The sequence below is a fragment of the Lacrimispora sp. genome (assembly GCF_031982545.1).
Classification (GTDB): domain Bacteria; phylum Bacillota; class Clostridia; order Lachnospirales; family Lachnospiraceae; genus Lacrimispora.
Genome location: NZ_DALYXB010000007.1, coordinates 151,419 through 163,754, shown reverse-complemented (window position 1 = coordinate 163,754; position 12,336 = coordinate 151,419). Strand labels below are relative to the sequence as shown.

The window sequence follows — 12,336 nt, the reverse complement described above, 5'->3', positions numbered from 1 at the left end:
GAAAGGTGATTTTAATGGCCAATAAGGCAAACAGTTTGGCACATACCAAATGGATGTGCAAGTATCACATAGTGTTCACACCAAAGTACAGGAGAAAAATAATTTACAACCAGTACAAGGAAAGTATTAGAGATATTCTAAAACAACTATGTGGATACAAAGGTGTAGAAATATTGGAAGGTCATATAATGCCCGACCATATTCATATGCTTGTAAGCATTCCACCTAAACTAAGTGTATCACAATTTATGGGATATCTCAAAGGAAAAAGTGCGCTTATGATCTTTGATCAGCACGCAAACTTGAAGTATAAGTTTGGAAACCGACATTTTTGGGCAGAGGGATATTATGTGAGCACAGTCGGTCTTAACGAGGCAACTATAAGAAAGTATATCCAGGAACAAGAAAGTCACGATATTGCAATGGATAAATTAAGCGTCAAAGAGTATGAGGACCCTTTTAAGGGTAGCCGGTAGTACAAAAGCCCTTTTAAGGGCTGCGACGAGTCAAGGGCGTTAAGGCTTGAACAAAGTGAAAGCCAGCGTCTTTAGGCGCTGGCCGGTAACAGAGGCTTATAGCCTCAGGACAAACCACCCGTTTGACGGGTGGTCATGATTGTGCATATGGAATATTTCAGTTGGCATTGAATTGTATGATTTGATTTGGTATGCTGATAATGATATAAGATTGTCAGCTTAAACGGAGGCTATATGGAAAACACGTTGTATATCAAAGATAATATGGATTCACCCAATTACGAAGTTTTTTATAAGGACAATATTCCTTCTGTGGATCATCCTCTCCATTACCATGATTTTCTTGAAATATATTACCATGCGGAAGGAGACTGCGATTATATCATTGACAGCAGGATCTATACCCTGAAACACGGAGATATTGTATTGATTAACAATCAGCGTTTACATCGGGCAGTCATAAAGGATATGACGAAACCGTATCGGCGGTTTGTTTTATGGCTGGAATATAATTACCTGGAAACATTGCTGGGTGGAAAAATTGAATATAATACAATGATAGGAAAGGAGAGCAGAACAGAGATATTCCGTCTCCCCGGACAGCAGAGTGAAGAAATCGAATCCATTTTCAGAAAAATGTGCCGGGAGAGTGAGGTGGAGGATTTTGCAAGTTCCTATCTTCAGGAGAGTTATTTAAGTCAGCTCCTTTTGCTTTTTTGCCGATACAGTCAGAATTCTCAGTCAGTGGAAGAGACCACGTTTGAAAACGATGAGATGATTCAATCCATTATGGATTATATTGACCAGCATTATATGGAACCGATCACCCTGGATATGATAGCACAGCATTTCTTTATGAATAAATATCATCTTATGAGAAAATTTAAAAAGCATACACGAATGACCATCATGGATTACTGCAAAAAGCGGCGGCTGATTATTGCAAGAAATTATCTGATGGAGGGTGCAAGAATACAGGATATCTATAAACTAAGCGGGTTTGATGATTATTCCAACTTTTTCCGGGCATTTAAATCTGCATACCAAATGTCCCCCAGAGACTATAAGAACTATATGATTCAAAGTCATAACAGTACCATACAGCTGGCGGTGGACCGCGATCAGATTAATAAAAAACATTAAAGCCGGAAATTGTCAACATTTGCAATGTTCACGCCAGTTTTCGTTATTTATTCTGGATTCATAATGTTATAATTTATACAAGAGATTGTAATGGATCTCAGAGAAAAATGGCAATATGTACAATGAGAAGGAGGATTATTTATGAAAAAGGCTATTAGTTTTTTATTGGCTGGTGTTATGGCAGCATCCTTGACTGCCTGCTCCGGTTCTGTGAAAGAAACAGCTCCTGCAAAACAGGAAGACACAAAAGCAGCAGAACAAACCAGTGAGAGCAAAGGAAGCGGGGAAAAAGTGGAGATTAGTTTCCTTGTAACAAAACCGGAAATTGTTCCCCAGTTTGAAGAGACATTCAAACGTTATACAGAATCTCACCCCAATGTAACGATTACTGCAATTCCATTGTCAGGACAGACGATATACGAAAAACTCACATCCTTATATGCATCTGGGAATGCGCCTACGATCACAATGGTAGGCGGACCGGAATTTACATCCTTTAAAGATAATTTCTTAGATATTACGGATACCGATTTTGCAAAAAAAGTTTATAGCTGGGCACAGGATAAGACGAAATCGGACGGAAAAGTTCTTGCTGTTCCTACAACCGCTGAAGGCATCGGCATTATGTATAACAAAAAAGTAATTGAGGCAGCCACTGGAAAAGAGTTTGATCCAGCCTCCATTAAATCAAGAAAAGATTTCGCACAGCTTTTAGAAGAGATTTCAAAGACTGAGTATGCACCAGTTCAGATCACTAATAAGGACTGGCTGTTAGGTTCCCATCTGACTTCTGTTTTATATGGCGCTGTAAGTAAGGATTTCGATGAGAGACAGGCTGTCATTGAGGCATGCCGCAAGGGAGAATACAGTTTTGCTGACAGCCAGGTGTTTAACAACTGGATGGATACCTTTGATCTTCTCATGAAATACAACAAATATGCCAAGTCACCTCTTGCCAATGCTTATGAGGACGATCAGTTAACAATGGCAAGTGATGAGGTTGCTTTCTGGCCCATTGGTAATTATATTTATCCAAACATTGTAGATATTAACCCGGATGCCCAGGTTGGCCTGATGCCTTATCCAATGGGAGATGACGAAGCAGCTGTTGGAAATAAGGAAATCGTATTATCTTATTCCATGTTTGCCATTGATGCAAAGCAGTCCAAACCGGAACAGCAGGCAGCAGCCATCGATTTCTTTAACTGGCTGGTTACTTCCAAAGATGGTCAGGATTCCTATGTCAATACTCTTATGTTTGTACCGATTTTTGAAGGTTTTGAGATACAGCCCGCCAATCCGGTAGCAAAGCAGATTGTTTCTTATATGGAACAGGGAAACACGCTGGAGAGAATGAGCGATTATTTCCCAGCTGGTGTTATGAATCAGTTTGGTGCAACCATGCAGCAATATCTGGATGGAAAAATAACCAGAGCCGATGTTGCCAATCAGTTTAAGGATAAATGGGTGGAATTCTCCAAGAAATAAAAGATGAAATGGGAGATATTATGTATAAAGAAAAATCAAATTTGAAAAGTTTTCAGGTTTTTGCTACATTTGGGTTAATCCCTCTGTTGGTTTTTGGTATCGTAGTACTCATCCCTTTCTTTTCCGGTCTGTTTTTATCGCTTACGAATTGGAATGGTTCCATAGACGGCAAAATTGAGTTTATAGGAATCGGAAATTATATTTCAGCAGTCAGGGACCCCGCATTCTGGGGTTCCCTGGGTAAAACGTTTTATTATGTTTTCTTTGTTATGATCTTAACAAATACATCTGCTTTTTTATTCGGTTTGCTGGTAACCAGCGGTATGAGGGGACAGAATTTTTACAGAGCGGGGTATTTTACGCCTAATCTGATCGGCGGAGTAATTTTAGGATATATCTGGCAGTTCATCTTCTCCAGAGTATTTGTTTATTTCGGTACAAAGACCGGAATCCCATTTTTTGAATTCAGCTGGCTGACAGATCCTCATGCAGCTTTATGGGCACTGATCATCGTGGGTGTCTGGCAGAATGCTGGTTATATGATGTTAATTTATATTGCGGGCTTTGTTGGAATTGATAAAAGTCTGATTGAAGCGGCACGGATGGATGGGGCGAGCCCCCTACAGATGCTTCAGAAAATAAAAATACCCATGATGGTGCCGGCTTTTACCATCACGCTGTTTCTCACTCTGAGAAAGGCATTTATGGTTTATGATGTGAACTTATCCCTGACTAAGGGCGGACCTTACAATACCACAGAGCTGATTTCCATGCATGTCTACAATGAAGCATTCTTAAACCAGAACATGGGTCCTGGTCAGGCAAAGGCATTTTTGCTGTTTTTACTGGTCGCTGTGATTGCAGTTGCCCAGGTAGCAGCTTTAAAGAAGAAGGAGGTTGATGCCATATGATGACACAAAGAAGAATCAACTCCCTGATAAAACAGTTGTTTGCTATTCTGTTTTTGGTTTTTATGCTTTTACCTTTCTTTCTTGTCCTGATTAATGCGTTAAAACCAAGAATTGAAATTATTAAGAACCCCATGGCACTTCCCCATGCCCTGTCACTGGCCAATTTCACAAAAGCCTGGGTGACCATGAAATTCGGAACAGTGCTGATGAATACCGCTTATATCACGGCATTTTCTCAGATTCTGCTGATTGTTTTTGGTGCAATGCTTTCTTATATGCTGGTTCGCTGGGACTTTAAAGCCAACAAAATTATTTTTACAGTATTAATTTGCGCCATGATTATACCGTTCCAGTCATTAATGATTCCGTTTGTCAGCATTTTTGGAAAACTGGGACTTATGAACAGCCGGACAGCCCTGATATTTTTCTACATGGGCTTTGGTATGCCTATGACTACGTTTATGTATCATGGCTTTATGAAAGGGATATCAAGAGAGATGGAGGAAGCGGCCCTCATTGATGGCTGTTCCCATTTTTACTGCTTCTGGAAAATCGTATTTCCCAATTTAAAGCCTATTACAACCACAATCTTAATTGTTAATATATTATGGATCTGGAATGATTTTCTTCTTCCTTCTTTAGTTCTCATCAAAGATAAGAACAGGACAATTCCCCTTTCCACATTCTATTTCTTTGGTGAATATACCGCGGAACTGGGTCTGGCAATGGCTGCTTTAATTTTAAGTGTTTTGCCTGTTGTTGTGATTTATCTTTTCCTTCAGAAGCAGATTGTGACAGGGGTCATGGATGGGGCTATTAAATAATGGAGGTAAGCTGACTTGAATATATCGAACAAAATAATGCTGATAACTTATCCGGACAGCATTGGAGGAAATCTGGTTACATTAAGAAATGTACTGAAAGAGTATTTTGAAGATGCCGTTGGAGGGATACATATTCTGCCCTTTTTTCCTTCCAGCGGAGACCGGGGATTTTCCCCTATTACGTATGAAGCGGTAGATCCTGCGTTTGGAGACTGGGCTGATATTAAAAAACTGTCGGAAACATATTATCTCATGTGTGATGTGATGGTAAATCATGTTTCCAAAAGGAGTAAAGAATTTCTGGATTATCTTGAGAAAGGTGAAACTTCCCCTTTTGCTGATATGTTCCTTGATTATGAGCAGTTCTGGGGAGAGGGAAGACCGGACGAACGGGATATCAACCTACTATACCGGCGAAAGGATGGAGAGCCATACCAGAGTTTTGTCCGGGCAGATGGAAAGACTGTAAAGCTTTGGTGCACCTTTACCAATGAGCAGATTGATCTGGATCTTCGGACAGAGACAGCAAAGCAATACTTGAGAGATAATTTCAATCATCTTGCCTTAAATGGTATCAGCATTATCCGCCTTGATGCACTTGGCTATGTGGTGAAAAAAAGGGATACAAGCTGTTTTATGGTGGAACCGGATATCTGGAACGTGATTGATGAGATAACCGGGATGGCCGGTGACAGGGCATGGCTCCTGCCGGAAATTCACGATACATGGGAGACGGCAAAGAAGTTAGAGGAGCATCAGGTCTGGAGCTATGACTTTGTACTGCCGTTCCTGATGCTTCATGCCATCTACACCGGGGACACAAAAAAGCTGGCAGGCTGGCTGGAAGTGGCTCCCCGTACACAATTCACGGTTTTGGATACTCATGACGGAATTGGTGTATATGATGCCTATGACTGGGTTAATGAAGAGGAAGCAACCGAATTAATTGAACGAATCGAAGACCGCTTAAGCTATCAGTTTAAGCCGCTGAACCCGGAGAAGAAACGGTTTAAAAAGGCATATCAGCTTTACACAACCTACTTTTCAGCGCTTCATGAAAATGAACAGGCATATTTACTTGCCCGTGCGGTACAGTTCTTTGCGCCGGGAATCCCTCAGGTGTATTACGTCGGAATGCTGGCAGGTGAAAATGATTATGCAGCTCTGGAACAGTCAGAAGATCACAGATCCATTAACCGCCATAATTATACGGTGGAAGAAATCAGAGCCTGCGCTCAGAAAGATGTTGTAAAAAAATTAAGATCCCTGATGCAATTTCGAAATACGTTTGATGCATTTGATGGAGATCTGGATGTTACTGTTCCTTCAGAGGGGATCTTAATTATGAGAAGGACCGCAAATGATAAGTGGGCGGAGTTGATCTGCAATTTTGCAGCTTTGGATTTTTCCATTTGTTATATGGAACAGGGAATCACTCAGAGGCTTAAGCTCTAATTATATTTTGGGGTATATTTCCCCAGACAGGTGAGGTCCGGGGAAATACCCTGGGCTTTACTTAGTTCTGATTTCCCTCATAAATGCCGTATTTATAAAATTGATACCAATTATGAATCTTGTTTTCTGGCGCAATATTTAATGCCATAAGAACCTCTCTTGCAAATTCCAAAGGCGAAACTCCATTTGCAGTAATGATTTTTTCATCTCTTACCGCCGGCTCCACAATATAGTTTTTTTCTCCTGTATAAGCATTTTTGGCCCACTGCTTTAAATTATCGCAGTCATTGCTGGTATGACGGACGTTATTTAACAGCCCAATTGTACCCAGGAATGCGGATGCATCACAGATGCCAGCTAAAATTCTTCCATCATGAAAACATCTTTCAGCCAGGGGTCTGATCTGCAGTGCTGATTCCCCCCTCCATGAGGTTCCGCCGATGAGGATAAGAGCCTCATAATCCTTTGGCATATCATGGATATCATAATCAGGAATAACCCGGAATCCGCCAATGGATTCCACTGCCTTCTTTTCTAAGGACACAGTCTTGACATCATATTGATTGGCATCAAATGTCCGGATTGCGGAAGATAAATAGGCTGCTTCCCAATCTGCAAATCCTTCTAAAATTACAAATAATACATTTTTTTTCATAATATTCTCCTGTTCTTTTATTAATTACATCTCGTGCTTAATGGACATTGCCGTCTGTTTATTATAGTCAATCACATAACCGTTCCCTGTCTCCATTGATAGAAAGCTGGAATAGGAAGGGGTAATCTTAATCAGCCTCATAGCAGGATCAGCTTTATATCGGTCAAAATGATGAGGCAAAAAGGACTGGACATAACCTATTACCACTTCATTCGAATCACTTAACGGATGGGAAAGCAATGTTCCATTACCTCTGATCTGAATGGCACCAATGCTTAAGGCAACAGAATTGTTTTTGCTTATCTGCTCATATTTGTTGGAGTCAGCTTCTGTTACAAAGTAAAAACAACCCTCATAAATATAAATATTAACGGTTCGGGCAGAAACACCTTCATCATTTCTCGTTGCAAGAACCATCATTTTATTTTGTCCAATTTCTTTTTCTAAACCTTCCAGTGCTTTTTCCATTATTTTATCCATGTTTAATTTCTCCTTTTTTCTAAAGTATAACATTCCATTGTTGACATCTGTATGTCAATGATATAAGCTGATCTAAAAAAATGGAAGTGATGAGATGAAAATAGACAGGCTTATTGCAATTATTATGATTCTTTTAGAGCGGGAAAAAGTAACTGCGAAATCTCTGGCAGAAATGTTTGAGGTCTCCATGCGGACCATATACAGGGATTTAGAAGTAATTAATCAGGCAGGAATTCCGGTCTTTGCCACCTCAGGACCGGGAGGCGGTGTTGAAATCATGAAAGAATTTAAAGTAGAAAAACGAATCTTCTCTGCAAATGATATAAACGCACTTCTGATGGGATTATCCAGTATTAAAAATAATCTGCCTGGGGAACAGACCATGGCAGCGCTGGCAAAAGTAAAGGGAATGATTCCAATAGAACATCATAAGGAGTGGGAATATCGTGCAAATCAGATGAAAATAGATGCATTACCCTGGTTCAATGCCGGAAATTTATTTTCTACAGTAGAAATGATACAGGAAGCATTAAATCAGCAAAGAATTCTCACATTCCAATACCGGGATATCAGAGATAAAAAAAGCAGCAGAGAAGTAGAACCCTATCGTCTTTTATGGAAGGGAGAGGCATGGTATCTTCAGGGTTATTGTCTGTCACGCAGGGATTTTCGTACGTTTAAACTATTAAGGATGAGCGATCTGTTAATATCAGATCAGCGATTTGAAATCCGCGATTTCCCCATGGAACGGTTGGATGAGATGCAGGCCAGAGAAAATTCACTAACAAGAGTAAAACTAAGGATTCAGGAAGGAGTAAGGGATTTGGTTATAACGCGTTTTGGGGAAGACTGTCTGACTCCGGATGGTCCGGATCATTATATAGCCCAACTGCATATGCCAGTGGATGATCTGGCCTGTGGCTATCTGCTCAGTATGGGAACCAGATGTGTATGTCTGGAACCAGAGGAAATGCGGGTAAAGATGAGACAGCTTTCTTCTGAAATCTGTGGATTTTACCAATCTTCGTAAGCTTCTATGCCGCACCTTTTCTGCATATAGATAGGATGTACTTTTTTGAAACTGCAAAAGCTTTAAAACGAAAGGAGTGCATCCATGATAGTATCGTGGCTGACAACCAATGAGTGTAATTTAAGATGCAGGCATTGTTACCAGGATGCCGGAAGCAGAAAAACAAAAGAACTGACAACAGCAGAAGCAGAAAAGATGATCAATGAAATTGCAAAGGCAGGATTTAAAATTATGATTTTCAGTGGGGGAGAGCCACTGATGCGTCCGGATATTTATCATTTGGTATCCCACGCAGCAAAAGCCGGACTAAGGCCGGTCTTTGGAACCAATGGGACACTTTTGACGGAGGAAACGGCCAGAAAGTTAAAAGACTGCGGTGCTGCAGCCATGGGAATCAGCGTGGATAGTTTGAATGAAGAAAAGCATAATGATTTCAGAGGCTGCTCCGATGCATTCCGATTAACTATGGAAGGAATTGAAAACTGCAAAAAAGTGGGACTGCCGTTTCAGATTCATACCACAGTTCTGGACTGGAATCAGGCCGAAGTAAGCAATATCATTGATTTTAGTGTAAATGTGGGAGCTGTGGCAAACTACATATTTTTTCTCATTCCGGTGGGGAGAGGTAAATTTCTGGAAGACACATCCTTGCGGGTCATGGAATATGAAGCACTGTTAAAAACCATTATGGAGAAACAGAAAAAAGTACCCATTGATATAAAACCCACCTGTGCGCCCCAATTTGTCCGTGTGGCAAAGGAACTGGAGATTCAGAGCCGTTTTAAAAAGGGCTGCCTTGCCGGCTTGTCTTATTGTGTGATTACTCCTGAGGGATTGGTCAGACCTTGTGCGTATATGACAGAAATTGCGGGAGATGTCCGAGAGGATTCATTTGATAAAATCTGGTCTGCAAGCAGTGTGTTTAAAAGGTTAAGAAGCAGGGAGTATAAGGGAACCTGCAGTACATGCGTTTATAAAGACGAATGCGGTGGCTGCCGGGCAAGAGCCGGATATTACCATGACGGTGACTATATGGCGGAAGACAGTTACTGTGGGTTTGGAACCAAGTGGAAGGAGGGACTTCCTGCAAAATGAATTTCCGTTTACTGAAAATAGCGGTATTAATTATGATACTTACTTCCTTCTTATCAGGATGCGCAGGATGGACTGTGGCTGCTGACAGGAATAAGACAGATGATCAGACCGGGTATTATCAATTTACGGATGCGTTAGGACAGGAGATCCGGGTGAATAATCCCAAACGTGTTGTTGCGCTCATGGGAAGTTTTGCGGATACCTGGCAAAAAGCAGGGGGAGAGCTATGCGGAGTGACAGAAGAAGCATTTGATGAAAGAGGTCTTGTACTTCCTGAGAATGTGATTTCTGTGGGGATGTACAACAGCCCTAATCTGGAGACGATCATTGGGCTGAATCCTGATCTCGTTATATTGTCGTCTGAGACGAAAGAGCACACAGCTCTAAAGGAAGCGTTACAACAGGCGGGAATTACAGCCGCCTATTTTCATGTGACCTACTTTGAGGATTATCTTTCCATGCTTCGAATCTGCACGGATATCACTGGAAGAGAGGATTTATATAAGAAAAATGGTTTGGAGACAAAGCAGCAGATTGAAGCTGTGATAAAAAAGAATATCCCGGAAAGTTCTCCAAGAGTTCTTTTTCTCATTACCTATTCCGGCGGTGTTCTGGCAAAAAATTCTGACTGCATGACAGGAAAAATGTTGAAAGACTTAGGCTGCATCAATCTGGCAGATGAAAACAAAAGCCTGCTAAAGGAATTTACCATGGAAGCCATAATCAAAGAAGACCCGGATTTTATTTTTGTTGTACCCATGGGAACTGATGATGCGCAGGCAAATAAAAACTTAAAAGAAAGCATAGAGAAGAATCCGGCATGGAATGGTTTGAAAGCGGTTCAGAATCAGCATTATATCCTTCTTCCCAAAGAGAAGTTTTTATATAAGCCCAATGAGAAATGGGGGGAGAGCTATGTTTACCTTTCTGAAATTCTCAGCGGCATCAGATAAAAAGGGTCGGCTGTTTCTGATGATTTCTTTTGCTTTTCTTATTGTTTCTGCTTTGCTTGGATTATTTTCCGGTGCCAGCTTTATTCCGCCCTTTGCGATATTTGAGGTTTTATTCTCCCACAGAACGCAGGACCCGGTTTATCGTATTTTTATGACTGTGCGGCTGCCGCGGGTTTTGGGAGCGTTGCTTGCAGGAAGTGGTCTTGCTGTTTCCGGATCAATTCTTCAGACGGTGTTTCATAATCCGCTGGCAAGTCCCAATATCATCGGTGTCAATGCAGGGGCAGGGCTGTTTGTGCTGATCTGTTCTATTTTTTTTCCAGGTGTCCGTGACGTGATACCTTTTGCTGCATTTTTAGGAGCGCTTCTTGCATCGGTTCTGATTCTGCTCATTGCAATGACCAGCCGGATGTCTCAGTTATTACTTGTTCTGTCCGGGTTTGTGATCAACAGCCTGTTTACAGCCGGAATGAACGCGGTACTGATTTTATTTCCGGATGCTTATGTTGGCGCAGGTAATTTTCTGGCAGGAGGCCTTTCCGGGGTAACCATGGATCGGTTGATTTATCCCACTTTTGGCATACTGGGAGGAATTTTGCTTTCTTTCTGCTGTGCAAAAGGACTAAATCATCTGGGGCTTGGTACAGAACGTGCCGGTGCTTTAGGAATGAATGTACCTGTGATCAGATGCCTGGCGATTGCGATCGCTGCGGCTTTGGCGGGTGCGGCTGTCAGCTTTGCAGGTCTCATTGGATTTGTAGGTCTTATTATTCCTCATGGAGTGAAGCTTTTAATCGGCACAGATAACCGTTTCGTATTACCCGGCAGCGCACTTCTTGGCGGAATGTTTGTTATATTATGTGATCTTTTTGCACGGACTTTATTTATTCCTTATGAGCTTCCGGTGGGGATCTTGTTGTCTATCGTGGGCTGCCCATTCTTTCTTTCTCTGATTCTGAAAAACAGAAACAGGAGGGATATGGAATGTTAAAAATGGAGGGGGTATCTTATTCCTATCATAAAAACAGACCGGTTATTACAAATCTGGATTTAGAAATAGAGGCTGGGAAGATAACTACAATCGCCGGGCCAAATGGCTGCGGAAAGAGTACGGTTTTAAAACTGGCCTCCCGCCTGCTGAAACCCCAGTCTGGAGAAATTATTTTAGGTGAAAAAAGTATATCTCATATGAGTAAGAGAGCGGTGGCGAGAGAAGTGTCCATGCTTTTTCAGAACAGTCAGATTCCGGATATGACTGCTTTACGAGCGGTGATGGCTGCAAGATATCCCTATCAGTCTTCTTTTTCCGCTTACACAAAAACAGAGGAAGAGATGAGCGAATGTGCCATGGAACTGACTGGATGCAAAGAACTTCGGCATAAAAATATGGCAGAGCTTTCGGGCGGAGAACGACAGAGAGTGTTTTTTTCAATGATTTACAATCAGGATACTCCCCTGATTCTTCTTGATGAACCGACTACCTATCTGGACATTCATGTTACCTATGAAATAATGGAACTGATTCGAAACCTGAACAAAAATCGAAAAAAAACCATAGTGATGGTACTTCATGATCTAAATCTGGCTCTTCAGTATTCTAATTCTCTTGTCTTAATGGATCATGGCAGCATTTTTAACACACATACAACAGATGATGAGGGTATTTTAGAAAGTATTAGAGCTCTTTTCGGTATAGAAGTTCTTAATTTTAGAGATAACCGGAATTCTTTTTATTGCTTTGCCAAATCTGTGAATAATGATACTATTATATAGTTGATTAAAGCAAATAAAATACTTGACAAAAGCAACTATAATGATAGAATATA

General features: G+C 41.1%; 13 protein-coding genes. 11 read left to right on the top strand and 2 right to left on the bottom strand.

Going from position 1 to position 12,336, the window contains the following annotated elements; translation table 11 throughout:
• Positions 1-14 precede the first annotated feature (14 nt).
• The 6 genes from tnpA to gtfA all read left to right on the top strand — a co-directional run bounded on the left by tnpA (position 15) and on the right by gtfA (position 6,297).
• On the top strand, positions 15-476 hold the full coding sequence (gene tnpA, locus ABS301_RS13470; protein ID WP_124065458.1) for an IS200/IS605 family transposase: 462 nt from the start codon (positions 15-17) through the stop codon (positions 474-476).
• A gap of 234 nt (positions 477-710) precedes the next feature.
• Positions 711-1,619, top strand: coding sequence for a helix-turn-helix transcriptional regulator (locus tag ABS301_RS13465; RefSeq protein ID WP_349672695.1), 909 nt, complete (start codon positions 711-713; stop codon positions 1,617-1,619).
• A gap of 141 nt (positions 1,620-1,760) precedes the next feature.
• Complete coding sequence (locus ABS301_RS13460; protein WP_349672694.1) at positions 1,761-3,107, top strand: ABC transporter substrate-binding protein; 1,347 nt, start codon at positions 1,761-1,763, stop codon at positions 3,105-3,107.
• Between the two features lie 20 nt (positions 3,108-3,127).
• Entirely contained in the window at positions 3,128-4,018 is an 891-nt protein-coding gene (locus ABS301_RS13455; protein WP_349672693.1) for a carbohydrate ABC transporter permease, read from the top strand.
• Positions 4,015-4,842, top strand: coding sequence for a carbohydrate ABC transporter permease (locus ABS301_RS13450; protein WP_277407131.1), 828 nt, complete (start codon positions 4,015-4,017; stop codon positions 4,840-4,842). Before ABS301_RS13455 ends, ABS301_RS13450 begins: the two co-directional genes overlap by 4 nt.
• Before the next feature lie 15 nt (positions 4,843-4,857).
• Positions 4,858-6,297 carry a sucrose phosphorylase gene (gene gtfA / locus ABS301_RS13445; RefSeq protein WP_349672692.1) on the top strand — a complete coding sequence of 480 codons (1,440 nt, stop codon included), beginning with the start codon at positions 4,858-4,860 and terminating at the stop codon, positions 6,295-6,297.
• Positions 6,298-6,358: 61 nt separating this feature from the next.
• Here gtfA and ABS301_RS13440 read toward each other — a convergent pair whose 3' ends face one another.
• Entirely contained in the window at positions 6,359-6,952 is a 594-nt protein-coding gene (locus ABS301_RS13440) for a type 1 glutamine amidotransferase family protein (protein ID WP_349672691.1), read from the bottom strand.
• Positions 6,953-6,976: 24 nt separating this feature from the next.
• Complete coding sequence (locus ABS301_RS13435) at positions 6,977-7,432, bottom strand: pyridoxamine 5'-phosphate oxidase family protein (RefSeq protein ID WP_349672690.1); 456 nt, start codon at positions 7,430-7,432, stop codon at positions 6,977-6,979.
• A gap of 94 nt (positions 7,433-7,526) precedes the next feature.
• On the opposite strand from ABS301_RS13435, the gene ABS301_RS13430 reads away from it, so the two are divergent.
• The 5 genes from ABS301_RS13430 to ABS301_RS13410 all read left to right on the top strand — a co-directional run bounded on the left by ABS301_RS13430 (position 7,527) and on the right by ABS301_RS13410 (position 12,283).
• Positions 7,527-8,462 carry a helix-turn-helix transcriptional regulator gene (locus ABS301_RS13430; RefSeq protein WP_349672689.1) on the top strand — a complete coding sequence of 312 codons (936 nt, stop codon included), beginning with the start codon at positions 7,527-7,529 and terminating at the stop codon, positions 8,460-8,462.
• An 84-nt stretch (positions 8,463-8,546) separates the two neighbouring features.
• Positions 8,547-9,557, top strand: coding sequence for a putative heme d1 biosynthesis radical SAM protein NirJ2 (gene nirJ2, locus ABS301_RS13425; RefSeq protein WP_349672688.1), 1,011 nt, complete (start codon positions 8,547-8,549; stop codon positions 9,555-9,557).
• Positions 9,554-10,510, top strand: a complete 957-nt coding sequence (locus ABS301_RS13420; RefSeq protein WP_349672687.1) for an ABC transporter substrate-binding protein — start codon at positions 9,554-9,556, stop codon at positions 10,508-10,510. The genes nirJ2 and ABS301_RS13420 overlap by 4 nt, the downstream gene beginning before the upstream one ends.
• Positions 10,473-11,501, top strand: coding sequence for a FecCD family ABC transporter permease (locus ABS301_RS13415; protein ID WP_349672686.1), 1,029 nt, complete (start codon positions 10,473-10,475; stop codon positions 11,499-11,501). The genes ABS301_RS13420 and ABS301_RS13415 overlap by 38 nt, the downstream gene beginning before the upstream one ends.
• Positions 11,495-12,283: an ABC transporter ATP-binding protein gene (locus ABS301_RS13410; RefSeq protein WP_349672685.1), complete on the top strand. Its 789-nt coding sequence runs from the start codon at positions 11,495-11,497 to the stop codon at positions 12,281-12,283. Before ABS301_RS13415 ends, ABS301_RS13410 begins: the two co-directional genes overlap by 7 nt.
• Positions 12,284-12,336: the final 53 nt, after the last annotated feature.